The organism is Streptomyces sp. NBC_01294, from assembly GCF_035917235.1.
Classification (GTDB): Bacteria; Actinomycetota; Actinomycetes; order Streptomycetales; family Streptomycetaceae; genus Streptomyces; species Streptomyces caledonius.
This window is the reverse complement of sequence record NZ_CP108423.1, coordinates 4,537,562-4,561,693: the sequence shown is the minus strand read 5'-3', so window position 1 is coordinate 4,561,693 and position 24,132 is coordinate 4,537,562. Positions and strand designations below refer to the sequence as shown.

The window sequence follows — 24,132 nt, the reverse complement described above, 5'->3', positions numbered from 1 at the left end:
CCGCCCGCTCACATCCGCGGGTCGGGCTTGAGCAGCGCGAACACCGCGCCGGCCGGGTCCGAGGCCCACGCGATCCGGCCGACGTCCGGCACGTCCGCCGCCGGCATCATGACCGCGCCGCCGCTCGCCTCGACCGCGGAGATGGTGGCGTCCACGTCCGTCACGTGGAAGTACGGCACCCAGCGCGGCACCATGCTCGACCCGCCGCCCGCGCCCTCACCCTGTTCGGCGACCCCTCCGAAGGAGGTGTCCTGCTGGTCGCCCTCGGCGGTGCTCAGCACCCGGTACGTCATCCCGGGCGCCTCCATCTCGGCGTGCCGCCACCCGAACAGCGCGGAGTAGAAGGCGATGGCCGCCAGGGGGTCGGGTACGTGGAGCTCCGTCCACACCAGCGCGTTCTCGGCGGACGCCACCTGCACACCGGCGGTCTTCCCGGGCTGCCAGCAGGCGAACTCGGCGCCCTGCGGGTCGGTGAACTGCGCCAGCCAGCCCTCGCCCATGACGTCCATGGGCTCCATCCGGACCGTGCCGCCGCCGGCCCGCACGCCTTCGGCGGTGGCCTGGATGTCGGGGCTCATGAAGTGGACCATCCAGGCCGACGCGGCCCCCTCCTCGGTGAGCGGTCCGAGCGCGGCGACGGTCTTCCCGCCCAGCTGGAAGAAACCGTACCCGCCCGCCTCGGGCCCGGCGGAGACGAAGTCCCAGCCGAAGACGGATCCGTAGAACGCGGCGGCCGCCCCGGTGTCGGGGCTGCCGAGGTCGAGCCAGTTGGGTGATCCGGTACGGAAGTCGGTGCCGAGCATGGGTGGGTCCTCCCGGGAGTACGGCGGCGGTACGAGGTCGCTGCCACCATGCCGAGCCTCCACCCCGGCCCGGGCGCACGGCCAGGCGGATCCGGGACGGTTCACCCGTGTGGAGTAAAGGGGCGGGGGCGCACCATGGCCCGCACCATGGCCCGCACCATGGCCCGCACCACAGACCGCACCGCAGCCCGCGCCGAAGCCCGTGCCGCCCGTCCCTTCCTATCTGACGAACCGTCAGGTTCAATCGTCGGTGTGATGGGACACGCAGGGATGGCGGCCACCGTCGTCCGATACCTCAGGTCAGTCGGCTCCCCCACCTCCGCTTCGGCAGAGCGGGAACCCGAGCCCGTCGACGCCCTGCCGCGTCCCGACCTCCGGGCCGTCGGCGAGGACGAGCGCGCGCCGGTCTCTCCCGCCGAGTTCCGGGCCGTACTGGGGAACTTCGCCAGCGGGGTCACCGTGATCACCGCACCTCCGGGTGAGGACGAGATCGGGCCCGCGGGCTTCGCCTGCCAGTCCTTCGCCTCGCTGTCCCTCGACCCGCCCCTGGTCACCTTCATGGTGGCCCGTACGTCGACCACCTGGCCGCGGATCGCCCGCGCCGGGGTGTTCTGCGTCAACATCCTCGGAGCCGAACAGGGCCCACTGTGCCGGTCCTTCGCCGTCAGCGGCGCGGACAAGTTCGCCGGGGTGAGCCACACGCCCGCCCCCGTCACCGGATCCCCGCAGCTCGACGCCGTGCCCGCCTGGATCGACTGCCGGATCCAGGCCGTCCACACCGGCGGGGACCACCTCATCGTCGTGGGACGGGTCGTGGCCATGGGCGCGGCCGGCGAGGGCGAGCCGCTGCTCTTCCACAAGGGCCGCTTCGGCCGCTTCAGCGACTGACCGACGCCTGCACACACACCGAACGCCGGCGGGGCTGAACTTCAGCCCCGCCGGCGTTCGAGGTGCGCCCGTCAGAAGGTGAGCACCCCGCGCGCCACCCGCCCGTGGTGGGCGTCGTCGGCGGCCTTGGCGAAGTCCTCGACCGGGTAGACCTCCGTCACCAGCTCGTCCAGCAGCAGCCTGCCCTGCCGGTAGAGCTCGGCGTACAGCGCGATGTCACGCTGCGGGCGCGAGGACCCGTACCGGCAGCCCATGATCGTCTTGTCCAGGTACATGGACGAGACGAGGAAGGACGCCTCCTCCGTGAAGCCGGGCACGCCGAGCAGGATCGCCTGGCCGTGCCGGTCGAGGAGGTCGACGGCCTGCCGGATCAGCTTGACGTTGCCGACGCACTCGAAGGCGTGGTCGGCGCCGGTCGGCAGGATCTCGCGGACCGCCGCCGACGAGTCGGCCACGGCGGACGCGTCGATGAAGTGCGTGGCCCCGAACTGCCGGGCCACCGCTTCCTTCGCCGGGTTCGCGTCCACCGCGACGATCGTCGTGGCCCCCGCGATCCGGGCCCCCTGAAGGACGTTGAGCCCGATGCCGCCGGTGCCGATGACGACCACCGTCTCGCCGTTGTCGACGCGGGCCCGGTTCAGCACCGCGCCCACCCCGGTCAGGACCCCGCAGCCGATCAGCGCCGCCGACGTCAGCGGGATGTCGGCCGGTATCTTCACCGCCTGCACGGCCTTGACGAGCGTGCGCTCCGCGAAGGCGGAGTTGGAGGCGAACTGGAACAGCGGCTTCCCGCCCCGCGAGAAGGGCTGTCCGGGCATCCCGATCGCCTTGCGGCACATCGTCGGCCGGCCCCGGTCGCAGTCGGCGCACGCCCCGCAGTTGGCGAGGGTGGACAGCGCCACGTGATCGCCCGGCGCCACGTGCGTGACACCCGCGCCCACGGCCTCCACAATGCCCGCGCCCTCGTGCCCCAGCACCACCGGCGGCGGGAAGGGGATCGTCCCGTCGATCACCGACAGGTCGCTGTGACACAGCCCGGCCGCCCCGATCGCGACCAGCACCTCCCCCGGACCGGGGTCCCGGATCTCCAGGTCGTCGACCACCTGGGCCTGCTTGCCGTCGAACACGACGCCTCTCACGTGGACTCCTTAGGCAGGCCGAGCACGCGCTCGGCGATGATGTTCCGCTGGATCTCGTCCGAGCCGCCGTAGATGGTGTCGGCGCGGGTGAACAGGAACAGGCGCTGGTCCTCGTCGAGTCCGAGTTCGTACGGGAGCCCCGCCGCCCAGGCCGCCGGCCCGGCGGCCGCCGCCGCGCCGCGGACCTCCACCGCCAGCTCCCCGAGCCGCCGGTGCCAGCCGCCCCACAGCAGCTTGGCCACGCTCGGCGCGCCCGCGTCGTCCGTGCTGCCGAGCGTGCGCAGCGCGTTCCACCGCATGGTGCGCAGCTCCGCCCACTGCCGTACGAGGCGGTCCCGGACCACCGGATCGGCCGTACCCGAAGCCGCGTACAGGCGTATCACCCGCTCCAGTTCGGCCGCGAAGCCGATCTGCTGCACCAGCGTCGAGACGCCCCGTTCCAGGGCGAGCAGGCCCATGGCCACGGCCCAGCCGTCGCCCTCCCCGCCGACGACCTCCGCCGCCACCGCCCCGTCGAAGAACACCTCGTTGAACTCCGAGGTCCCCGACATCTGCCGGATCGGCCGGACCTCGATCCGGCCCGGCTGGTCCATCCGCACGAGGAGGAAGGACAGGCCCCGGTGGCGCCGCGATCCGGGCCCGGTGCGCGCCAGGACGAAGCACCAGTCGGCGTCGCGGGCCAGGGAGGTCCAGATCTTCTGCCCGGTGACCCGGAAGAGTCCGTCGGCCGGGTCCCGGACCGCCGCCGTACGGATCCCCGCGAGGTCGGAGCCGGCGCCCGGCTCGCTGTAGCCCTGACACCACAGCTCCTCGCCCCGCGCGATGCCGGGCAGGAAGCGGTCCTGCTGGTCCCGGCTGCCGTACGCGATCAGCGTGGGCGCGAGGAGGTTCTCCCCGATGTGGCCGACCCGGCCGGGCGCGCGCAGCGCCGCGTACTCCTCGGCCCACACCACCTGCCCGGTCAGCGAGAGCCTGCGCTGCCCGTACGCCCCGGCCGGGGCCTCCCAGCCCTGCCCGATCCAGCCGCCGCGGCCCAGCTCGCGCTCCCAGGCCCGCCGGGTCTCGACCCCTTCGTGTTCGCTGCCCGGTCCGCCCAGGCCGAGGACGTGCGCGTACGGGCCCACGAGGTGCTCCGCCAGCCACGCCCGGGCGTGCCCGCGCAGCTCCCCGTCCTCGGCCCCGAAGCCGAAATCCACGCCGCTCTCCCTGCGTCCTATGCGTTGGGGCGGTCCTTGGCGGCCGCCGCCTTGGCCATGGCCTCCAGCTGCGCCAGCATCGGCATCGGGTCGGTGCCCACCGTCCCGGGCAGGAAGTCGGCGATCTTCTCCGGCGTCCAGGAGCCCTCGGCGTATCCGGCGCGCAGCTCGCGCGGCTGCGCCCAGACGGCGATCTTCGGTCCGGCGATCGTGTAGACCTGCCCGGTGATCTTCTCGCCGGCGACGGCCACGGCCTTGTCGCTGAGCAGGTAGGTGACGAGCGCCGCCACGTCCTCGGGCTCGCCGATCTCCTTGAGCTCCATGGGCACGTTCGCGGACATGCGGGTGCGGGCGACGGGTGCGACGGCGTTGGCCGTGACCCCGTACTTGGCCAGGCCGAGCGCGGCGGACCGTACGAGGGAGATGATCCCGCCCTTGGCCGCGCTGTAGTTGGCCTGGGCGACCGAGCCCTGGTGGTTGCCGCTGGTGAAGCCGATCAGGGTGCCCGAGCCCTGCCTGCGCATGACGGCGGAGGCGGCGCGGAAGACGGTGAAGGTGCCCTTGAGGTGGGTGGCGACGACGGGGTCCCACTCCTCCTCGCTCATGTTGAAGAGCATCCGTTCGCGCAGGATGCCGGCCACGCACACGACGCCGTCGATGCGCCCGTACCGGGCGAGGGCGGTGTCGACGATGCGCTGGCCGCCCGCCATGGTGGAGATGTCGTCGGCGACGGCGACGGCCTCGCCGCCCGCGGCCTGGATCTCCTTCACCACGCCGTCGGCGATTGCGCTGGTCGGCTCGCCGCCCTCGATCCCCACCCCGTAGTCGTTGACGACGACCTTGGCGCCCTCGGCGGCCGCGGCGAGTGCCACGGCCCGCCCGATGCCCCGGCCGGCGCCGGTGACGGCGACGACCTTGCCTGCCAAGAAGTTCCCCACGTCCGGCCCCTTCCCGCGATTTCTGACGGACCGTTAGATTCTATGGGTAGTCAGACGCACCTGCACAAGCCCTCGTTGCCGCATCCACGCAAGACGCAAGGAGCTGTCGACGCCCATGACCCTGCCCGCCGAGTTCCACGACATCGCCAAGCGCGTCAACAACTGGGGACGCTGGGGGGCCGACGACGAGATCGGCACCCTGAACCTGATCACGGACGAGGTCGTCCGGGGCGCCGCCGCGGAGATCCGCACCGGCCGCCGCATCCCGCTGGCCCTCCCGCTCAAGGAGGACGGCGTCCAGGTCGGCATGATCCCCGGCCGGATCAACCCGCTGCACACGATGGTGCAGATCAACCAGGAGATCTTCGGCCCGGGCACCGTGGCCTGCAGCGACGACGCCGTGAGCATGGGACTCCAGGCGGGCACCCACTGGGACGCCCTCACCCACGTCTCACACTCGGGGAAGATCTACAACGGCCGCCCGGCCGGCACCATCACCGCGCACGGCCGCGCCGAGTTCAGCGGCATCGACAAGGCCGGCCCCATCGTCTCGCGCGGCGTCCTGCTCGACGTCGCCCGCGCGAAGGGCCTGGACCGGCTGGAGGGGAGCCACGCGGTGACCCCGGAAGACCTCGCGGAGGCGGAGGAGTTCGGCGGGGTCACGGTCCGCCCCGGCGACATCGTCCTGGTCCGCACCGGCCAGATCCAGGTCTACCTGGCGGGCGACAAGCACGGCTACGGCTTCCCGTCCCCCGGCCTCTCGGTCCGCACCCCGGAGTGGTTCCACGCCCGCGACGTGGCGGCCGTCGCGAACGACACCCTCACCTTCGAGATCTTCCCGCCGGAGATCGACAACCTCTGGCTGCCGGTCCACGCCCTCGACCTCGTCGAGATGGGCATGCACCAGGGCCAGAACTGGAACCTCGAAAAGTTGTCCACAGCCTGTGCAGAAGAAAACCGTTACGCCTTCCTCCTCTCCGCCATGCCGGAACCCTTCGTCGGCGCCACCGGCACCCCGGTGGCCCCGGTGGCCCTCCTCTGAGCCCGGACGCCACGGCCACGGGCCGCTCGAAGGATCTGCCGGGCCGTGCCGTCACGTGAGACGGCACGGCACCCACCCGCACGACCTCGTACCATCCAGTGGCTTTACGACGAACGGCCCCTGACTGCCTGATCACCTTTTAAAGGAAGCAACTTCTGTGCACACGGCTGGCTCCGGCGGGCGGGTCCAGCCTGCCCGCCCCGGCGATCCCACCCGGATCGGCCCGTACCGGATCATCGGCCGTCTCGGCTCCGGCGGCATGGGCACGGTCCACGCGGCCCTTTCCGATGACGGAACCCGTGTCGCCGTCAAGGTGGTTCACCCGGCACAGGCCGACGACCCGGAATTCCGCGCCCGGTTCCGTCGGGAGGTGCAGCTCTCCGCGAGGGTGAGCGGCCCCTGCCTCATACCGCTGCTGGCGGCCGACCCGGAGGCCGAGCTCCCGTGGCTGGCCACCGCCTACGCCCCCGGTCCCACTCTGAACCAGCACCTGGCCGCCCACGGACCGCTGACGGGCAGCACGCTGTACGCGTTCGCCACCGGCACCGCCCAGGCCCTGGCCGCCATCCACGCGGCCGGCGTGATCCATCGGGACGTGAAGCCGCAGAATGTGATCCTCAGCCCGGCCGGACCGCGCGTCCTCGACTTCGGCATCGCCCACGCCGCCGACGGGACGTCCGTCACCCGTACCGGCGTCATGACGGGCACCCCGGGCTGGATCAGCCCGGAGCACTACCGCACCGGCACCGCCGGACCGGCCGGGGACGTGTTCGCCTGGGGCGCGCTGGTCGCCTACGCCGCCACCGGCAGACTCCCGTTCGGCACGGGCGCTCCGGACGTGGTGGCCTTCCGCGTCATGTCGGGCGACCCCGACCTCGACGGCATCCGCGCGGAGCTGCGGGAGGTCGTGTCCAAGGCCCTCGCCAAGGAGCCCGGCCACCGGATCAGCGCCATCTGCGCAGCGGAGAGCTGCTCGCTGCTCCTCTCCGACCAGTCGACCCAGGTACTCCCCACCGATGCGGGGCCGGAACCGACGCGGGTCGGCGCGCTCGTCGCGGAGGAGTGGCGCGTACCCCCTGTGGACGACCCCGCCTGGCCCGCGCCCCCCGGCCGGCCTTGGCGACGCAAGGCCGCGGGTGTCCTCGCCGCTGCGGCCGTCGTCGGCGGCATCACCGGCGGCGCCCTTGCCTTCCCCACCAACGGCAGCGGTGACCGTACGGCCGGCGCCGCCCAGACTCCGGGCGCGTCCTCGGGCTCGCCCTCGGGCACGTCCCCAAGTGCCCCGGACCAGGCCGCCGACCCGGCAGGGACGAGCGGAGAGGCGAACACACCCACCGCAGACCCCCGGGGTGTCAGGGCGCCGGCCGACCCGCTGGCCGGAATCCCGAACCCTGCCTACACCCGCGCCGACGACACGACACAGCCCCACGACGGCGAATGGGCAGCCAGCACTCGGGCCGCCACTCCGGAGGAGGAGCAGGTCGAGAAGGCGATCCGGGACCAGGTGAAGTCCGTACTCGCGACAAAGGCCATCAGTCACATCGAGCCCGTCGTGACCTTCAACAGGCGGGCCCAGACGGTGATGGTGACGAGCGGGCCGGTTCCGCAGATCCCCGATGACCACACGGAGCTGTTCGGGCGCGCCGGGGAGATGGCAGCCTGCACCGTCCTCGCTCACCGGCTCAAGGGACACCCGACCACGTGGCCCTACGGCCGGTACGCCGTGTACGGGAAGGATGCCGACGGCTCCCCCGCGGCGACTCTTCTGGACTTCGGAGAAGCCACCACCGGGTGCCACGGCGAGGTGGCCGGGAAGTGGCAGGGCGACGAGACCGGGATGGAGACCGCCCAGATGCCCAGCAGTGACAAGGCCGAGATCCGCGTCGCGGACGACACGGTCAAGGCGATCAACACGGTCTGGGACGCCCGAGTCGCAGAAGGGAACGGGCCGGTGGCCTTCGACCGGGACGACGCCGTCACCCTCGGGTTCGACCCGGTCGAGAAGGCCGCGTACGTGTGGGCCTGGGACGGGTACGGTGCCCTGTCCAGCCGTGCCCAGCAGGGAGCCTTCCAGCACGTCGCGGAGAAGACGCTCTGCAAGAAGCTGGTGGCCGAGTACACCGCGAACCGGAACTGGGGCTATACCCGGTGGTCCGTCGGCTTCTACACCGGCAACAGCGGCGTACCGGTCATCATCGGCTCGGGAGACTGCCTGCCCCAGCGCCAGTAGGGCGAGGGGCAGGGCAACCCCGGCCGCATCCGAGTCGTGTCCGTGTCACGTCCGGTGGAACCATGAGGTGGACATGACGCGTCACCGTACGCGCGCCACACCCCGTCCCCACCACTTTCCCCGCAGGAGAAGTCCGCATGGCCAACCCGTACCAGGTACCACCGCCGCCGCCTGCTCCCAGGCGCCGCTCGGGCGGCAACATCATCGCCGTCATCGTCCTCGCCGTGATCATCATCGGCGGCTACGCCGCCCTGCAGTCGTTCCGCAAGGACGACGCCAAGCCGACGGCGTCCACCTCGGCGTCCCCGTCCGCCAAGCCCACGGCCAAGGACCCCGGCTCCCCCGAGTCCTCGTCCGACACCTCCAGCGCGTGGAAGGTCGGCGACTGCGGCGGCCCCGACCCGGCCAAGGCCCCCGACGGGTACAAGCGGACGGGCTGCTCCGACTCCGGGGCCACCTTCAAGGCCATCGACATCAAGGAGGCCAGCATCCTCCCGGGCTCGATCCAGTGCCCGCCGGGCACCGACCTGATGATCGAGGTGAGCATCTCCTACAGCGGCGGCAAGTCGAGCGGCATCCCCACCAACACCGTCTGCGGCCGCAACCTGTCCAACGACCACCCCGGTGACGCGGGCGCCGGCGGCGGCCAGCTGGTCAAGGGCGACTGCGTGACCGACCAGGCCAAGGAGGTCGCCTGCGGCGGCTCGGGCGCCCAGAAGGTGCTCGGCCTCGTCAAGACGGAGGCCGAGTGCCCCTCCGGCACCACGGACCCCATCAAGCTGACCATCTCGATCGGCCGTCCGTACGACGTGATCTGCACCGACGGCTGACCACCCGTCACCCCCGCCGCCCCCGCGCAACGCCATCCACCGGCCGGCGAACCGCGGGGGCTGCCGGGCACATGCACGACCAGGGGCGTCCGGAGCGTCCGGAAGCGAGTGACGGTGGAGACCTTCAGGTTTCGGTTCATGAAGGGCGGCGCGGGACTGGCCGCCGACATCACCGCGGCGGCGTACCAGGTGGACTCCCCGCCCCCGCAGACCCTGCACGCGTACGGGAGCGTCCACCTTCGCCTGCCGGCGAAGGGGCTGTACTGGAAGGACGCCGCCTGGCTCGCCTTCGGGATGTCGCTGCACACCCACGAGCTGGTCGCGAGCGTGGCGGGCCGGGGGTACCTGGTTCTGGAGGTCGCCTCCCTCGCGTACCCCGGTGCCGACTACCGGTCCGAGGTCGCCGCGCTCGCGCTCGACGGCTGGATCCACCAGCACCTCCGGCTCCCTCCGTGCGGGAGTGCGGTCCGCCACGACCGGTCCAGCCGGCGGTTCACCTTCGACTGGGCCGGGGGCGAGACGCCGTTCGCGGACGATCTGCCGCCGTTGCCGCCACTGTCACCGCTGCCGCCGCCACTGCCGCCACCGCCGCCGGAGTAATGCGGGTGGCGGCGGCGCGCATGCACGCCCCGAGCGCGGCACGGCAGCCGCCACCCCACGACCCGCACTCGTCAAGGCCTGTCCTTGGCGTCCCCTCGCGTCGAATCGCTCCACACCAGGGTGATCAAGATGTGACGGAACGTCAACACCTCGTTAGAGGTACACGCGCGGTTCCCGTGTCGGGGAGTGAATGTCCGACGGACCGTCGGAAGCCCCGTCCGACGCCGATTTCTCGGCCCTGTCGATCTCGCACCAGATGCGTTTGCCCGCGCCCTCGCGCTGCCAGCCCCAGCGGTCCGCAAGGCCGTCCACCAGCTCCAGGCCCCGCCCGCCCGTGTCCTCCCCGCACGCCTGCCGGCGGTTCGGCGCCCGGTCGCTCGCGTCGGCGACCTCGACCCGCACCCCGGGCCCCCCGAACAGCATCCGCAGCACGGCCGGGCAACCCGTGTGCACGACCGCGTTCGTGACCAGCTCGGAGATCAGCAGGATCAGCGTCTCGGCGAGCGGCTCGTCGTCCCCTATGCCCGACCCCGCCAACCGCGACCGGGCCCACCGGCGGGCCCGGCCGACCTCGGCGGGATCCGCTCCTACCTCCAGCTGAACCTGAAGCACCTGCACCGCTCACACCATCCGAACCGGCGGACACTTCGCCTCGCGACCGACGGGATCACCTGGGGGTACCTCGGGTCGGCAACCCAGGGGGAGTGATCCCCTTGCGGAGCAGCATGGTTGACATACAGTCACGACAACAAGCGCTTCGGGCATATTCCCGCGCGAAGGAGTGGGCGTGGTGCATACTGTGCGACGCTCGCGCCGCTCAACCGCTCGCATTCGTGGGAGCGTACCGGAGCAGGCCCTCGACTCCGGTCCGCAATGAGTCGGGCCAAGGACACAAACCGATATCAACTCTCCGTAATCGGACATGCGTCCCACCCTGTCCGTCCCGTGCCCAGCCGCGCCTCCCGTCACCGTGAGCGACCTCGGCCGCCCGCACACCGCCGGGCCCGGCCGCCCACGCCGCCTACACCGCAGGCCCGCCCGCCCACACCGCAGGGGTCGGCCGCCTACACCGCCGAGCCCAGCAGCTCCTCCGCGAGCAGTTCCTCCGCCTCCGCCGCCGTCCGCCACTGCTCGGCCCGCACCCAGGCCCGCTTCAGGTGCAGGTGCACGTCCGCCTCCCACGTGAAGCCCATCCCGCCGTGCACCTGCAGGCAGTCCCGGGCGTTGCGCACGGCCGCCGCGTCAGCGAGGAGCTTGGCCCCGGCCACCTCGGCCGGGTCCTGCGTCACCGCCGCCGCGTAGACCGCCGTACGGGCCACCTCCGCCCGGACCAGCATCTGCGCGCACAGGTGCTTGACCGCCTGGAACGCCCCGATCGGCTGCCCGAACTGCTCGCGCTCCCCCGCGTACCGCACCGCCAGCTCCACCGTCCGCAGCGCGCTCCCGAGTTGGAGCGCGGCCGTCAGCAGCGCCCCTTGCGAGCGGTACGAGGAACGGCCTATGGAGCTGTCCGCGGAGCCGTCCGCCGAGCCGTCCGCGGAGCCGTCCGCCGAGCCGTCCGCGGAGCCGTCCGCCGAGCGGTCCGCGTACGAGGTCACCCGGTGCAGCGGCGTCAGCGGATCCGCCGAGCGCACCGGCGAGCCCGCGGGCACCCCGGGCGCCCCCAGCACCGCGTCCGCCTCGCCCAGGTACGCGACCAGGCCGTCCCCCAGGTCGAAGGCGGTCACCACCGCCGTCCCCGCCGCCGCCCCCGGGACCACCCCGGCGGCCAGGTGCGTGGCCACCAGCGGCCCCGGCAGCAGGGCCCGCCCGGCCTCCTCGAAGACGAGCACCGCCTCCGGCAGCCCCAGCCCCACGCCGCCCTCCGCCTCCGGAAGCCGCAGCGCGAAGAAGCCCGCCTCGCCCAGCTCCCGCCACAGCGCCCGGTCCACGGTGACGCCCGTGTCCACCGAAGCCCGCAGCGCCTCGCGCCCGTACCGCCGCGCCAGCAGCTCCCGTACGCCCGCCCGCAGGTCCCGCTGCTCCTCGGTCGGCTGGAAGTGCATGCCCCTCACCGGCCCTTCGGGAGGCCGAGGATCCGCTCGGCGACGATGTTCTGCTGGATCTGCGAGGTGCCGGCCGCGATCGTGTACGAGAGCGAGGAGAGCCGGTCCAGCGTCCATTCCTCGTCCAGGGACAGGGAGCCGGCCCCGAGCACCTCCGCCGCCGCGTCGTACAGCTCCTGGCGCGCGTGCGAGTAGGCGAGCTTGAAGACGGAGCCGCCGATGCCGGGGACTCCGCCGGAGCGTTCCGCCTCGCTGACGTTCCACTGGGTGAGCCGCCACAGCGCGCCGAACTCCCCGTAGAGCCGCCCCAGCCTGCGCCGCAGCACCGGGTCGTCCCAGCGGCCGTTCGCCTTCGCCGTACGGGCCAGCTCGCCGAGCGTCCGGCGGCAGGCGACAACCTCGCCGACGAAGGCGGTGCCCCGCTCGAAGGAGAGGGTGACCATGGTGACCCGCCAGCCGTCGTTCTCCGCCCCGACCCGGTTGGCGACCGGGACCCGTACCTCGTCGAGGAACATCTCCGCGAACTCCGTCGACCCGGCGAGCGTGCGCAGCGGCCGTACGGTCACGCCCGGCGCGTCCATCGGCATGGCCAGCCAGGAGATCCCGCGGTGCTTGGGGGCCGCGGGGTCGGTCCGCACCAGCAGCTCGCACCAGTCGGCGACCTCCGCGTGCGAGGTCCAGATCTTCGACCCGGTGACCACGTAGTCGTCGCCGTCGCGGACCGCGCGCGTCCGCAGCGAGGCCAGGTCGGAGCCCGCGTCCGGCTCGCTGAACCCCTGGCACCACACCTCGTCGCCGCGCAGCACGGGCGGCAGCCAGCGCGCCCGCTGCTCGGCGCTGCCCTCGGCGGCGATGGTCGGCCCGGCGTGCAGCAGCCCGACGAAGTTCGCGCCCACGTACGGGGCTCCGGCGCGCTCCGTCTCCTCCAGGAAGATCAGGTGCTGGGTCGGGGTGGCCCCGCGCCCGCCTGCGTCCACCGGCCAGTGCAGGCCCGCGTACCCGGCGTCGTACAGCCTGCGCTGCCAGCCGAGGTCGTACGCGCGCCGGCCCGGCCAGTCGTCCGGGGAGGGTTTGACGGGTAGCTCGGGCAGCGCCTTGCCGAGCCAGGCGCGCAGCCGGGCCCGGAAGTCCTGTTCCTCCTCGGTGTAGGTCAGGTCCATCAGCGGCCCTTGACTTGGTTCCGGTTCTGGTTCTGGTTCCGGTCCTGGTCCTGGTCCTGGTCCTGGTCCTGGTCCTTGACCCGGCCCTTGACCCGGTCCCGATCGAGGTCGAGGCCGAGCATGCGGATGGCGTTGCCGCGCATCAGTTTGTAGACCGTCTCGTCGTCCAGTCCCTTCACGTGGTCGAGGGCGACCTCCTTGGTGTGCGGGAAGGTCGAGTCCACGTGCGGGTAGTCGGTCTCGAAGGTGGCGTTGTCGCGCCCGACGACGTCGATCGAGGCGATCCCGTGCTTGTCGCGGAAGAAGCAGCAGAACATCTGCCGGTAGTAGTACGTGGACGGCGGCTCGGGGATGATGTCGCGGACCCCGCCCCAGGCCCGGTGCTCCTCCCAGACGTCGTCGGCGCGCTCCAGGGCGTACGGGATCCAGCCCATCTGCCCCTCGCTGTAGGCGAGCTTCAGCGTCGGGAACTTGACCAGCACTCCGCTGAAGAGGAAGTCCATCATCGAGGCCATCGCGTTGTTGAAGCTGAGCGAGGCCTGGACGGCGGGCGGCGCGTCGGGGGAGGCGGCGGGCATCTGGGAGCTGGACCCGATGTGCATGTTGACCACCGTGCCGGTCTCCTGGCAGACGGCGAAGAAGGGGTCCCAGTAGCCGGAGTGGATGGAGGGCAGTCCCAGGTAGGTCGGGATCTCGGAGAAGGTGACCGCGCGGACGCCGCGGGCGGCGTTGCGCCGGATCTCGGCGACGGCGAGGTCGATGTCCCAGAGCGGGATGATGCACAGCGGGATCAGCCTGCCGCCGCTGTCGCCGCACCACTCCTCGACCATCCAGTCGTTGTAGGCGCGCACGCAGGCGAGGGCCACCTCCTTGTCGTGCGCCTCGGCGAAGGTCTGGCCGCAGAAGCGCGGGAAGGTCGGGAAGCACAGGGAGGCCTCGACGTGGTTGAGGTCCATGTCGGCGAGGCGCGCCTTGGGGTCCCAGCAGCCGCGTCGCATCTCCTCCCTCGTGATCCCTTCCAGCGTCATGTCGTCGCGGTCGAAGCCGACGGCGGCGATGTTGCGCTTGTACGGGAACTTCAGGTCCTCGTAGATCCACCAGTCGGTCGGCGGGCCGTCGGGGTCCATGGTGATGACGTACTTGCCGCCGGTGTAGGCGAGTTCGCCGATGCCCGCGGTGAGTGCCTTGGGGCCGCGGTCGCGGTACTTGGCGGGCAGCCAGACGTCGAACAGGTGCGCGGGCTCGATCACGTGGTCGTCGACGCTGATGATCCGAGGCAGTTCCATGGTCTCCCCAATTCACCGATCTACCGATCTGATGGATCGTCAGAAACAAGCTAGCCCCGGCACCCCTGGACCGACAAGCGTCGGAGCCCTACGCTCTGCGCTTGATCTGACTAACCGTCAGCTATGGGCAGCCATGGGAGGTCTGGGATGACGGACACCGCGTCGGACACCGCGTCGGACACCGCGCCGGACACCGCGCCGGACACCGCGACCGCGACGGAGCTGAGCCGCTCGCGCACCCTGTGGGAACTGGTCGACCGCCGGGCCGCCCTCACCCCCGACACCACGGTCCTGATCGAGGCTGCCGAGGACCCGGCGCAGGACCGCCGGCTCACCTTCGGGGAGCTGCGCGACCGCTCCGAACGCGTCGCCGCCGGCCTGTACGGCATGGGCGTGCGTCCCGGTACGGTCGTCGCCTGGCAGCTCCCCACCCGCATCGAGACCGTGCTGCTCTCCGTCGCGCTCGCACGGATCGGCGCCGTCCAGAGCCCCGTCATCCCCTTCTACCGGGACCGCGAGGTCGGCTTCGCGCTGCGCGAGTCCAAGGCCGGGTTCTTCGCCGTCCCCGGGGTCTGGCGCGGCCACGACCACCCGGCGATGGCCCGGCGGCTCGGCGCGCGCGGCGTCTTCGACGCCTACGCCTCCCTCCCGGACGGCGACCCCGCCGTCCTCCCCGCGCCGCCCGCGTCCGGCACGGACGTCCGGTGGATCTACTGGACCTCCGGCACCACCTCCGACCCCAAGGGCGTCCTGCACACCGACCGCTCCCTGATCGCGGGCGGCTCCTGCCTCGCCCACGCCCTGCGCCTGGGTCCGGCCGACGTCGGCTCGATGGCCTTCCCGTACGCGCACATAGGCGGCCCGGACTACCTGGTGATGCTGCTCCTGTACGGGTTCCCCGCGGTGCTCTTCGAGAAGTTCGCGATGCCCGACGCGCTCGACGGCTACCGCCGCCACGGCGTCACCGTGGCCGGCGGCTCGACCGCCTTCTACTCCCTGTTCCTGACCGAGCAGCGCAAGGCCCCCGACGTCCCGCTGATCCCCACCCTCCGCCTCCTGGCGGGCGGCGGCGCCCCGAAACCGCCGGAGATCTACCACGCCGTCGTCCGCGAGATGGGCTGCCAGCTGACCCACGGCTACGGCATGACCGAGGTCCCGATGATCACCATGGGCGCCCCGGACGACACGGCGGCGAACCTCGCCACCACCGAAGGCCGCCCCCCGGCGGGCATGTCCATCCGCATCACCACCCCGGACGGCACCCCGCTCCCCCCGAACACGGACGGGGAGGTCCGGCTCCGGGGCGAGGCCGTCTGCCAGGGGTACCTGAACCGGGACCGGACGGCGGAGGTCTTCGACGCCGACGGCTACCTGATCACGGGCGACCTCGGCCACCTGACCCAGGACGGCTACCTCGTCCTCACCGGCCGCAGCAAGGACGTGATCATCCGCAAGGGCGAGAACATCTCGGCGAAGGAGATCGAGGACCTGCTCCACCGCCTGCCGGGCATCGCGGACGTCGCGGTCATCGGCCTCCCGGACCCGGCCCGCGGCGAACGCGTCTGCGCCGTGGTCGAACAGCCCGCGGGAGCCGCGCCCTTGACCCTCCCCCAACTGACGGCGTACCTCCGCGCGGAGGGCCTGGCCACCCACAAGCTCCCGGAACAACTGGAGCTCGTGGAATCCCTCCCCCGGAACGAGGCCTTGCGCAAGATTCTGAAGTACAAGTTGCGGGAGTGGTATGCGTGAGGGGGGCTGGGCGGGGGAGGGGGCGTGGGAGGGGCTGGGCTTCGGGGGCCTGATCCACTTGGCCGGTATCAGAGAGGGTTTGGGGGGTTCCCGTCAGTCTCATCGTCTCTCCGTGGCGGGCCGGTCCCTCAAGGGCGCTCCTTCGTCGCGTCGCTGCGCGATGGCCTTCGGCCACCCTTGACCGACCGACCCGCCACGGAAATCCGAAGACCGACGGGAACCCCCCAAAGGAACGGGCCGGCCATTGCCAACCCCAACGCGGGGCGGCCAGCGACCCCCGGGCGGAGCCGGGGCGCGTCCGATCGCTACGCGCTTCTCGCCGATGGCGGCTGCAGGCCGTCTGTGGCCGGACATAAGCCGCCACAGATCGCTACGCGCTTCGCGAAGGAGGCGGCTGCAGGCTGTCTGTGGCCGGACATAAGCCGCCACAGATCGCTACGCGCTTCTCGCCGGAGGCGACTGACGGCCGTCCGGGGCTGGAGAGGCGCGGGCGATCGGGCGAGACCTGGCGGGGGCTTCGGGTCCCCGGTCGCACTGGGGAAGGGGCGGAGTGACGATGGAAGGGCGGTCCCCGCTCTCGGTGTGGCCCGGGGCGCCGGGCGTGCGGCTCGCGGCTTTCCGACTCCTCCCGTAAAGGAAGACTCATGAACCGGCGCACACGCCTCCTCGTACTCGGCCCCCTCGCGGCCGCCTCGCTCATCGCCGCCCCGGCCGCCCTCGCGGCGGCACCCCAGTCCCCGCCGGCCGTCGTCCCGGCCGCGACCTGCTCGACCTCCGGCGTACTCGAGAACGGGAAGGTGCACCTGTCCGGCGGCGGGTTCACCCCGGGCCCGGCCTACGTGTACGGATCGGCCGGCTTCGGCGGGACCGTCGAGATCGCCCAGAACGGCGGCTTCCAGGTCATGAACGTGCCGCCCGGCCAGTACAGCGTCCGGCAGGGCGGCGAATTGACCCAGTGCAGCGGCTAGGGGCGTAGGGCCCGGGTCCGCGAACGGATCGTCTACAGGCGGCTCAGCGAGGCCGCCGCGAACAGGACGTCCCGGATCGCCTCGCGGTCGCCGTGCTGGCCCACCGCCGCCTCCTCCGGAGCGATGTGCCCGGCGGCCAGCTGGCAGAACTCGATGCCGTCGAGGGCGATCTCCGCCACCGTCCGATCCGGCGACGGCTTCGCACCCGGCGAGTCCAGCGCGATGTCCCAGCCACCGCCGCCCGAGCCCTCGATCTCCAGGTGCAGGGTCCGGCCGGGCGCGCCCGCCGCGACCAGGCCGCGTGCCGGGGACGCCAGGCCCGCGCGGCGTCGCTGCGCCAGGGCGCCGGGCAGGAGCCGTGCCGCCAGGTCGATCATCCGGTGCAGGTGCGGCCCCGACGGCGGCTCGTACGGGTAGTCCACCGCCTCCGCGATGTCCCACGCGTGCACCCAGCACTCGAAGGCCCGCTCCAGGAACGCGTCCTCGAGCGGCAGCGCGAAGCCGCCGTAGTCCACCGCCAGCTCGGCGACGCCCCGGCCGGCGAAGGACACCGTGCGCACCAGCGTGTGGCCCTGTTCCCGCCACGGCTCACGCACCTGCCGCGTGGCCGGGTACGCCGACGCGTTCCAGAAGTGCTCCGTCCGTACGGTCGGACCGCCCGGCGGTGCGTCCGACCCCAGCGGGTCGTCCAGGCCCAGCGCGGTGGCGATCAGCCCGTCCACCGTCAGCAGGTGGCCGATCACCCCCGCGACGGTGGTCCGCTGCGACCGGCGCCGTTCCTCCTCGAACCACTTCAGCCGCACCGGGGTGTGCCATTCCGAGTCCCCGAAGTCCTGCAGCAGCGCGTCGAGCCGCGCGGTCTCGGTGTCGTACGGGCTCGCCCACACCGGAACCGGGATGCGGGCCGGCCGCTTGCCCAGGCAGTCCTCCAGCACGCGCGAGCGCAGCAGCGGCTTGAGGTCGAGGTTCTCCTCCGGGTGCAGCAGCCCCACCGCGTCGCGCAGCCGCAGCGCCTCCTCGGCGCAGGGCGCGCACTCGGTGAGGTGGTCCTCCACGGCCTGGGTCTCCTCGGCCGAGCAGGCGGCGAGCGCCCACGCGCCGAGCAGGGACTTCAGCACGGTGTGCGAGGGAGGCGGCGGCGGTTCGGGCAACGGCCGCGGCCTCGGCGGCGTCTGCGGGGCGTGCCCCGGATCCAGGTCGTCGGCGGCCCCGCGCGGACCCGGTATCCGCGCCCGGCCGCCGGGACGCTCGTATCCGTCGTCGGGCGACTCGGCAGGGCCGTTCATCGGGATGTTCCGTATTCGCGCGGGCCGTATCCGGACTGGGCGGTGTCCTCCTGCGGGAGGGCGTTGGCGGTCGACAGCAGCTGCAGCCCGAGACGCAGCCGGCGCCGCGCCTCGTCCTCGGTGATCTGCAGGTCGGCGGCGGCCTGGCGGTAGTCGCGCCGCTTGAAGTAGGCGAGTTCCAGTGCGGCGCGCAGCGGGGCGGGCATGGAGGTGACGATGTAGTCCGCGCGGGCGGCGGCGTTGGCGCTGCGCACCTTCTGCTCCAGCTCCTCGCGCGAGCCGCGGCCCAGTTCGGCCTGGCGCAGCCGGGCCACCGCCTGGCCCTGGGTGATCCGGGCGACCCAGGAGCGCATGGAGCCCTGCTTGGGGTCGTAGGCGTCCGGGTTCTCCCAGATGTAGCCGAAGACCTCGCGGGTGATCCGGTCCGCCGCCTTCTCGTCGCCCAGCACCCGGTGCGCCAGGCTGTGCACGAGCGAGGCGAAGCGGTCGTACAGCTCTCCGAGCGCGGCGGCCTCGCCGCGGGCGAGGCGCTGCTGCATGCGGCGGTCCCAGCGCGGTGGTACGTCCTTCGGCATAAGTGCCCCCAGCCGTGTGTCGACGGAACGAATGTAGTGGGCACATGGCGGATCGCGCCTGTTTTGGGAGAACCTCACCCTGGAAGAGCGCCCTCCGTGATAGGGGCGTGGCAGGGCGTGAACAGTGGTACGGCCGATGGCACATGGGGACAGGTGTACGCGCCCCACCGCGCTCCCCGTGCGCGGGTTCGATGCGGCAGCCTCCTTGACCACTTCGCTTAACGCGCAGGCCACGTAGGCCTTACGCTCCTGCCTTGTCTTGATCTGAACCCCACCGCACATGTGAAGGCGGAACGCCGAATATGGACAGCGCAGAATACGAGCGCAAGATCGCCGCCCGATTCGCCAGCTTCGACCAGGACGGGTCCGGCTATATCGACCGGGAGGACTTCAGCGCCGCCGCGAAGGCCGTGCTGGCCGAATTCGGCACGACGGCCCGGTCGGACAAGGGCCAGGCCGTCTTCGCGGGCGCCGAGGCCTTCTGGCAGGGGATGGCCGGCATCGCGGACGTCGACGGGGACCAGCGGGTGTCCCGCGAGGAGTTCATCACCGGTGCGGCGAAGCGGCTGCGGGACAGCCCGGAGCGGTTCGCGGAGATCGCGCGGCCGTTCCTGCGGGCCGTGATCGCGGTGGCGGACGAGGACGGCGCCGGCACGACACCGCCGGCCGCGGCCCGGGTCCTGCGCGTCCTGGGCACCGCCCCGGAGCTGGCCCCGCAGGTGGCGGCGGCCCTGGACACCGACGGCGACGGCCGCATCTCGGAGGACGAGATCCTGGCGGCCTTCGCGTCCTACTGCGGCGTGGAGGCCCCGGACGCGTAACGCCAACCCGGCCTCGCCAATCCAGCCCGCCGAACCAAGCCAGCCTGGCCGGGCCAATCCAACCCCGCCGGGCCAACCCAGCCTGGCCGGGCCCAACCAGCCCCGCCGGCGTTTGAGGCGCGGGGTCCGGGGCGGAGCCCCGTTCTTTCAGCCGGTGTACGGCCGCTGCGGACCGGCTTCCTGGGGCGCTGCCCCAGACCCCGCGCCTCAAACGCCGGCGAGGCTGGATTGCGCAGGCCAGCGCGGGTTGCGCCAGCGAGGCGAGGCGCGCGCGGGCTACGCGAAGACGACCGTCCGCGAGCCGTTCAGCAGCACGCGGTGCTCGCTGTGCCACTTCACCGCCCGCGCGAGCGCCTGGCACTCCACGTCCCGCCCCACCGCCACCAGCTGCTCCGGCGTCACCTCGTGCCCCACCCGCTCGACCTCCTGCTCGATGATCGGCCCCTCGTCGAGGTCCGCCGTCACGTAGTGCGCGGTCGCGCCGATCAGCTTCACACCGCGCGCATGCGCCTGGTGGTACGGCTTCGCGCCCTTGAAGCTCGGCAGGAACGAGTGGTGGATGTTGATGATCCGCCCGCTCAGCTCCTTGCACAGGGTGTCCGACAGCACCTGCATGTACCGGGCCAGCACCACCAGCTCGATGTTCTCCGCGCGCACGAGCTCCAGCAGCTGCGCCTCCGCCGCCGCCTTCGTGTCCTTCGTCACCGGGATGTGCACGAACGGGACGTCGTACGAGCCGACCAGCTCGGCGAAGTCGGTGTGGTTGGAGACGACCGCCGCGATCTCGACCGGCAGGGCCCCGATGCTCGAACGGAACAGCAGGTCGTTGAGGCAGTGGCCGAACTTCGACACCATCAGCACGATCCGCATGCGCTCCTCGGAGCGGTGGATCTGCCAGTCCATCTTGAACGAGTCGCCGATCGCGGCGAAGCTGGCGCGCAGCTTCTCGACGGTCACCGCGGGCTCGGCCTCGAAGTGGACCCGCATGAAGAAGAGTCCGGTCTCCCGGTCTCCGAACTGCTGGCTGTCCACGATGTTGCAGCCGGTCATGAAGAGGTAGCTCGACACGGCGTGCACGATGCCCTGCTTGTCGGGGCAGGACACGGTCAAGACGTACTGGGGCTGGGCCTGGGCCTCGTTGTGCGGGTCGCTCATGACCGCACAGCCTTTCACACCGCGCGCGTGAGGATCCCCAACACTTCCAGCGACGTGGGCCGGACGTCCGGGTCGTCCCCGTCCGCCTCCGCCAGTCGTACGTGCGCCTCGCGCGCGGCGCGTACGGCCTCGGGCCACGCGTGGTGTTCCAGATAGGCGGAGACGGGGGCGTCGGGCCCGACCTGGTGGAGGATACGGAGCACCCGCAGCACCGCGAGGTCGACGAGGGTCGCCTCCTGCGAGTCGCGGAAGATCGTTCCGACGTACTTCTCGGCCGACCAGCTGTCGAGCCAGGTGTCCTCGACGAGCCGGTACACGGCGTCGGTGACGTCCCCGTACCCTTCGCCGCCGGTCAGCCAGGTGTCCTCGTGGAAGGCCGGATCGGAAAGCATGTGCAGCGCCGAGCGCACGTTGCAGCGCCAGCGCCACCACGGCATGTCATTGAGGGGCATGCCGCCCATGGTGGAGGAGCGGCCGCCGCGGCGGGAAGGGTTCTTCGAACCTTGGACGAATGTCACGCTTTCGATCGTACGTTCCTGTTCAGCGCGATCTTGAGGCGCCTGCGGGGTGACCGTGCCCCCGCAATTTCACCTGGACGTCACCGGATGTTGTGCCCCTCTCACTCGACAGTTACCTGTGGGGCGGAATGGTGCATGGACATGACCATCTCGCGACGCGCTCTCTCCCTCTCCCGCACCTTCGTGGCCACGGCGATGGGTGCGTGCCTCGTCGCCGGGTGCGGGGCGCTCCCCGGAGGCTCGGGGGGCTCCGGGGAGACCATCACCGTCATGACCTTCGCCCCCGAGGACACCAAGGCGACCAACATGCCCGGCATGACCGGCATGGCCAAGGCGTACGAACGCTGGGTGAACGCCAAGGGCGGCATCAACGGCCGCAAGCTCCGCGTGGTGACCTGCAACGAGAAGAACACGCCCAGCGGCGCCGCCGACTGCGCCCGCAAGGCCATCACCGAGAAGGCCGTCGCCGTCGTGGGCTCCTACAGCCAGCACGGACGCGCCTTCATGGCCCCGCTGGAGGCCGAGGGCATCCCCTTCATCGGCGGCTACGGCGTCTCCTCCGAGGAGTTCCAGTCGCCCCTCTCCTACCCGGTCAACGGAGGCCAGCCCGTCCTGATCGCGGGCGCCGGCCACCAGCTGGGCCGCGCCTGCAACCAGGTCGCCCTGGTCCGTCCGGACACCATCGCGGGCGACACCCTCCCGGTCCTGCTCAACGCCGGCCTGCGGGCCAACAAGCTGGCCGACGCCACCGACATCCGGGCCGCCGAGGACTCCGCGGACTTCGTACCGCAGGCCCGCGAGGCCCTCGCCCACACCACCGGCAGCGGCAAGGAGAAGGAAAAGGAGAAGGGCTGCGTGACCGCGGTCCTCGGCGAGCGCACCGAGACCTTCTTCGACGCCTTCCGCCGGACCGAGGTCGAGCGCAGGAAGCCGCAGATCTCCTCCGTCCTGGGCAGCGTCAGCCAGTCCCTGGTGGACCGCACGGGCGGCAAGGAGAGCCCCTTCGAGGGCGCGTACCTGACCAGTTGGTACCCGGTGGCCACCGATCCCCTCTGGGAGCCGATGCGCAAGGTGGTCACCGAGCACGCCTTCGGCGACGACGCCGTCGACCCCGACGACAGCGGGACGCAGACCACCTGGATCGCGTACACCGTGCTGAGCGAGATCGTGAAGCGCTTCGACGAGGACGAGCCGCTCACCGCCCGCAAGGTCAAGCGGTCGCTGAACGAGTCGGTCCCCGTCAAGACCGGCGGCCTCACCCCGGACCTGAGCTGGCGCTACCAGGACATGCGCGCCGTCGCCGACTTCCCCCGCATCGTCAACGGCCGGGTCACCTTCCAGATCGTCCAGGCGGGCCGGCTCGTGGCGCAGCCCGGCGAGCAGTCCCTGGACATGACCCCGACCCTGGAGCAGGCCCCCCGCACGGCGTGAGCGGGCCGCACGGCATGTGCGGGCCGCACGGGCTCAGAGCTGGGACTTGTCCCGCTTGGTGAGGCCGTACTTGCCCGCGATCGTGTTCCACATGACCGCGGCCGACTCCTTGGCCTTGGTCGCCTCGCCGCTCGACCTGTTGCCGTCGGAGGCGTTCTTGGTGACCTTGGCCTTGCCGTCCTTGCACTTGTCGTCGTCCACGTCGTCCGCCCAGGCGGCGTAGCTGTCGTCCGCGTCCGCGGAGGACTGCCAGGCCTTGGTGAGGGACGCGGACAGCTTCACGTGGTCCGGGAGCTTGTCCACCTTCAGCTCCTGGAGGCGGGTGACGAGCTCCTCGCGCTGGCGGGCCGCGTCGCGCAGGTCGGCGGCCGCCTGGTCGAGGTTTTTGCAGGTCTTGATGTCCTCCACGGCCTTGATCACCGCGGCCCGGCTGTCGTTGCTGTCCGCGAGGAGCTTGTCCAGCTGGACGGCCTGCGGGCGGGCCGGGTCGACCGGGGCCTCGCCCACCGGCGCCGCGGAACCGCCGCTCGCGGCCGGTGCGGCGGGCACCGCGCCCGGGTCGTTGTTCTGCGGCTTGCCGTCGCCGAGCAGCGAGCCGACGCCCAGCCCGACGACGGCCAGGCCGATGACCACCGCGCCGATGATTGCGGGCGAGACCTTGCGCCCGGCCTCAGGGGGCGGCGGCGGGGGCGCGTACTGCTGGTGCTGCGGCGGCGGCTGCTGCTGGAACTGCTGCGAGGGGTGCGGCTGCTGGGCGCGCGGCGGTACGGGGCGCTGCGCACGCGGCGGGTGGGGGCGCGGCGGCGGCTGGCGCAGCACGGGCTCCTGGACGGGCGGCAGGTGCTGCGTGTGCCCGGCGGAGTCGTCGCCGCGGAACAGCCCGTCGAACCCGTCGACCGCGCGGTCGGCGGGGACGGCGGGGACGGGCGGTATGAACTGCGTCGCCGCCTCCTCGTGCGCGGGGGCGGCCGGCACGGGCGGGATGTACTGGGTCGCGGCCTCGTCGTGCGCGGACGCCGCGGGCGCCGCCGGTACGGGCGGGAAGTATTGGGTCGCGGCCTCGTCGTGCGCGGAGCCCGCGGGCGCCGCCGGGAAGTACGGGGTCGCGGAGTCTGCCGCGACGGGCGGGATGTACTGGGTGACGGCCTCGGGCAGCGGCGGATAGCCGTAGCCGTGCGGCGCCCCCGGCCCCTCGTAGCCGGGCCCCACGACGTGCCCGGGCGCGGCCTCCGGCGCGGGATAGGCCTGCGGGTACCCGTACGCGGCACCCGGCTGCGGCTGCTCCGGGTACTCGTACCCGCTCGCCGGGTCCGGACCCCACGGAGCACCCGGCTGGGGGGCGCCCCCTTGTCCGCTCTGCGTCACCGGGACTCCTTCTCCGACTCGCCCAACCCTACGGAACCGTCGGTCACGCTACCCCGTCACGCAACGCCACGGTGAGACCACCCACCACCCCATGCGGTCCCACAGCT

General features: G+C 72.2%; 22 protein-coding genes. 9 read left to right on the top strand and 13 right to left on the bottom strand.

From position 1 onward, the window contains the following. Positions 1 to 8: 8 nt before the first annotated feature. Positions 9 to 803: a VOC family protein gene (locus tag OG534_RS20715; RefSeq protein WP_326589668.1), complete on the bottom strand. Its 795-nt coding sequence runs from the start codon at positions 801 to 803 to the stop codon at positions 9 to 11. A 270-nt stretch (positions 804 to 1,073) separates the two neighbouring features. Between OG534_RS20715 and OG534_RS20710 the strand changes: the two genes are divergently transcribed. Then, entirely contained in the window at positions 1,074 to 1,691 is a 618-nt protein-coding gene (locus OG534_RS20710) for a flavin reductase family protein (protein ID WP_326593729.1), read from the top strand. A 71-nt stretch (positions 1,692 to 1,762) separates the two neighbouring features. Here the strand turns inward: OG534_RS20710 and OG534_RS20705 are convergent, their stop codons facing one another. The 3 genes from OG534_RS20705 to OG534_RS20695 are packed head-to-tail and all read right to left on the bottom strand — an operon-like array spanning position 1,763 to position 4,964. Then, a complete protein-coding gene (locus OG534_RS20705) occupies positions 1,763 to 2,830 on the bottom strand; it encodes a Zn-dependent alcohol dehydrogenase (protein WP_326589666.1) in 1,068 nt (355 codons plus the stop codon). Further along, entirely contained in the window at positions 2,827 to 4,026 is a 1,200-nt protein-coding gene (locus OG534_RS20700) for an acyl-CoA dehydrogenase family protein (protein ID WP_326589665.1), read from the bottom strand. The genes OG534_RS20705 and OG534_RS20700 overlap by 4 nt, the downstream gene beginning before the upstream one ends. A 17-nt stretch (positions 4,027 to 4,043) precedes the next feature. Next, positions 4,044 to 4,964 carry an SDR family oxidoreductase gene (locus OG534_RS20695; protein ID WP_326589664.1) on the bottom strand — a complete coding sequence of 307 codons (921 nt, stop codon included), beginning with the start codon at positions 4,962 to 4,964 and terminating at the stop codon, positions 4,044 to 4,046. A gap of 115 nt (positions 4,965 to 5,079) precedes the next feature. Between OG534_RS20695 and OG534_RS20690 the strand changes: the two genes are divergently transcribed. The 4 genes from OG534_RS20690 (at position 5,080) to OG534_RS20675 (ending at position 9,666) form a co-directional block, all read left to right on the top strand. After that, on the top strand, positions 5,080 to 6,006 hold the full coding sequence (locus OG534_RS20690) for a cyclase family protein (protein ID WP_326589662.1): 927 nt from the start codon (positions 5,080 to 5,082) through the stop codon (positions 6,004 to 6,006). A 157-nt stretch (positions 6,007 to 6,163) separates the two neighbouring features. Then, entirely contained in the window at positions 6,164 to 8,236 is a 2,073-nt protein-coding gene (locus OG534_RS20685) for a serine/threonine protein kinase (RefSeq protein ID WP_326589661.1), read from the top strand. A gap of 137 nt (positions 8,237 to 8,373) precedes the next feature. Beyond that, entirely contained in the window at positions 8,374 to 9,066 is a 693-nt protein-coding gene (locus tag OG534_RS20680; RefSeq protein ID WP_326589660.1) for a hypothetical protein, read from the top strand. 138 nt (positions 9,067 to 9,204) lie between these two features. After that, a complete protein-coding gene (locus OG534_RS20675) occupies positions 9,205 to 9,666 on the top strand; it encodes a hypothetical protein (protein ID WP_326589658.1) in 462 nt (153 codons plus the stop codon). Between the two features lie 153 nt (positions 9,667 to 9,819). Here OG534_RS20675 and OG534_RS20670 read toward each other — a convergent pair whose 3' ends face one another. From OG534_RS20670 to OG534_RS20655, 4 genes are all read right to left on the bottom strand, one after another. Then, entirely contained in the window at positions 9,820 to 10,284 is a 465-nt protein-coding gene (locus OG534_RS20670) for an ATP-binding protein (protein ID WP_326589656.1), read from the bottom strand. 446 nt (positions 10,285 to 10,730) lie between these two features. Continuing rightward, positions 10,731 to 11,711: an acyl-CoA dehydrogenase family protein gene (locus tag OG534_RS20665; RefSeq protein WP_326589655.1), complete on the bottom strand. Its 981-nt coding sequence runs from the start codon at positions 11,709 to 11,711 to the stop codon at positions 10,731 to 10,733. 5 nt (positions 11,712 to 11,716) lie between these two features. Further along, the gene (locus tag OG534_RS20660; protein WP_326589654.1) at positions 11,717 to 12,871 is read right to left on the bottom strand and encodes an acyl-CoA dehydrogenase; all 1,155 of its coding nucleotides are present in this window, start codon (positions 12,869 to 12,871) and stop codon (positions 11,717 to 11,719) included. Beyond that, positions 12,871 to 14,157 carry an amidohydrolase family protein gene (locus tag OG534_RS20655; protein ID WP_326589653.1) on the bottom strand — a complete coding sequence of 429 codons (1,287 nt, stop codon included), beginning with the start codon at positions 14,155 to 14,157 and terminating at the stop codon, positions 12,871 to 12,873. Before OG534_RS20655 ends, OG534_RS20660 begins: the two co-directional genes overlap by 1 nt. A gap of 147 nt (positions 14,158 to 14,304) precedes the next feature. Between OG534_RS20655 and OG534_RS20650 the strand changes: the two genes are divergently transcribed. Next, the gene (locus OG534_RS20650; RefSeq protein WP_326589652.1) at positions 14,305 to 15,906 is read left to right on the top strand and encodes an AMP-binding protein; all 1,602 of its coding nucleotides are present in this window, start codon (positions 14,305 to 14,307) and stop codon (positions 15,904 to 15,906) included. 644 nt (positions 15,907 to 16,550) lie between these two features. Then, positions 16,551 to 16,874 carry a hypothetical protein gene (locus tag OG534_RS20645; RefSeq protein ID WP_326589650.1) on the top strand — a complete coding sequence of 108 codons (324 nt, stop codon included), beginning with the start codon at positions 16,551 to 16,553 and terminating at the stop codon, positions 16,872 to 16,874. 32 nt (positions 16,875 to 16,906) lie between these two features. Here the strand turns inward: OG534_RS20645 and OG534_RS20640 are convergent, their stop codons facing one another. Both OG534_RS20640 and OG534_RS20635 read right to left on the bottom strand, forming a co-directional pair. Further along, a complete protein-coding gene (locus OG534_RS20640) occupies positions 16,907 to 18,160 on the bottom strand; it encodes a zf-HC2 domain-containing protein (RefSeq protein ID WP_326589648.1) in 1,254 nt (417 codons plus the stop codon). Further along, entirely contained in the window at positions 18,157 to 18,735 is a 579-nt protein-coding gene (locus OG534_RS20635) for a sigma factor (RefSeq protein ID WP_326589647.1), read from the bottom strand. Before OG534_RS20635 ends, OG534_RS20640 begins: the two co-directional genes overlap by 4 nt. Positions 18,736 to 19,037: 302 nt before the next feature. Here OG534_RS20635 and OG534_RS20630 point away from each other — a divergent pair, with 302 nt between their 5' ends. Then, positions 19,038 to 19,556, top strand: a complete 519-nt coding sequence (locus OG534_RS20630) for an EF-hand domain-containing protein (RefSeq protein ID WP_326589645.1) — start codon at positions 19,038 to 19,040, stop codon at positions 19,554 to 19,556. Positions 19,557 to 19,832: 276 nt separating this feature from the next. Here OG534_RS20630 and purU read toward each other — a convergent pair whose 3' ends face one another. Further along, a complete protein-coding gene (gene purU / locus OG534_RS20625) occupies positions 19,833 to 20,711 on the bottom strand; it encodes a formyltetrahydrofolate deformylase (RefSeq protein WP_326589644.1) in 879 nt (292 codons plus the stop codon). Between the two features lie 14 nt (positions 20,712 to 20,725). After that, positions 20,726 to 21,172, bottom strand: coding sequence for an SCO4402 family protein (locus OG534_RS20620; RefSeq protein WP_326593727.1), 447 nt, complete (start codon positions 21,170 to 21,172; stop codon positions 20,726 to 20,728). Positions 21,173 to 21,370: 198 nt separating this feature from the next. On the opposite strand from OG534_RS20620, the gene OG534_RS20615 reads away from it, so the two are divergent. Further along, positions 21,371 to 22,660, top strand: a complete 1,290-nt coding sequence (locus OG534_RS20615; RefSeq protein ID WP_326589641.1) for an ABC transporter substrate-binding protein — start codon at positions 21,371 to 21,373, stop codon at positions 22,658 to 22,660. 33 nt (positions 22,661 to 22,693) lie between these two features. On the opposite strand, the gene OG534_RS20610 is transcribed toward OG534_RS20615, so the two are convergent. Next, positions 22,694 to 24,025 carry a hypothetical protein gene (locus tag OG534_RS20610; RefSeq protein WP_326589640.1) on the bottom strand — a complete coding sequence of 444 codons (1,332 nt, stop codon included), beginning with the start codon at positions 24,023 to 24,025 and terminating at the stop codon, positions 22,694 to 22,696. Between the last annotated feature and the right edge of the window lie 107 nt (positions 24,026 to 24,132).

Coding starts and splice junctions, on each gene's coding strand:
- OG534_RS20660 (WP_326589654.1), bottom strand. CDS start 12,871: ATGGACCTGACCTACACCGAGGAGGAACAGGACTTCCGGGCCCGGCTG.
- OG534_RS20710 (WP_326593729.1), top strand. CDS start 1,074: ATGGCGGCCACCGTCGTCCGATACCTCAGGTCAGTCGGCTCCCCCACC.
- OG534_RS20665 (WP_326589655.1), bottom strand. CDS start 11,711: ATGCACTTCCAGCCGACCGAGGAGCAGCGGGACCTGCGGGCGGGCGTA.
- OG534_RS20640 (WP_326589648.1), bottom strand. CDS start 18,160: ATGAACGGCCCTGCCGAGTCGCCCGACGACGGATACGAGCGTCCCGGC.
- OG534_RS20620 (WP_326593727.1), bottom strand. CDS start 21,172: ATGGGCGGCATGCCCCTCAATGACATGCCGTGGTGGCGCTGGCGCTGC.
- OG534_RS20615 (WP_326589641.1), top strand. CDS start 21,371: ATGACCATCTCGCGACGCGCTCTCTCCCTCTCCCGCACCTTCGTGGCC.
- OG534_RS20655 (WP_326589653.1), bottom strand. CDS start 14,157: ATGGAACTGCCTCGGATCATCAGCGTCGACGACCACGTGATCGAGCCC.
- OG534_RS20650 (WP_326589652.1), top strand. CDS start 14,305: ATGACGGACACCGCGTCGGACACCGCGTCGGACACCGCGCCGGACACC.
- OG534_RS20645 (WP_326589650.1), top strand. CDS start 16,551: ATGAACCGGCGCACACGCCTCCTCGTACTCGGCCCCCTCGCGGCCGCC.
- OG534_RS20680 (WP_326589660.1), top strand. CDS start 8,374: ATGGCCAACCCGTACCAGGTACCACCGCCGCCGCCTGCTCCCAGGCGC.
- OG534_RS20715 (WP_326589668.1), bottom strand. CDS start 803: ATGCTCGGCACCGACTTCCGTACCGGATCACCCAACTGGCTCGACCTC.
- OG534_RS20635 (WP_326589647.1), bottom strand. CDS start 18,735: ATGCCGAAGGACGTACCACCGCGCTGGGACCGCCGCATGCAGCAGCGC.
- purU (WP_326589644.1), bottom strand. CDS start 20,711: ATGAGCGACCCGCACAACGAGGCCCAGGCCCAGCCCCAGTACGTCTTG.
- OG534_RS20690 (WP_326589662.1), top strand. CDS start 5,080: ATGACCCTGCCCGCCGAGTTCCACGACATCGCCAAGCGCGTCAACAAC.
- OG534_RS20675 (WP_326589658.1), top strand. CDS start 9,205: ATGAAGGGCGGCGCGGGACTGGCCGCCGACATCACCGCGGCGGCGTAC.
- OG534_RS20630 (WP_326589645.1), top strand. CDS start 19,038: ATGGACAGCGCAGAATACGAGCGCAAGATCGCCGCCCGATTCGCCAGC.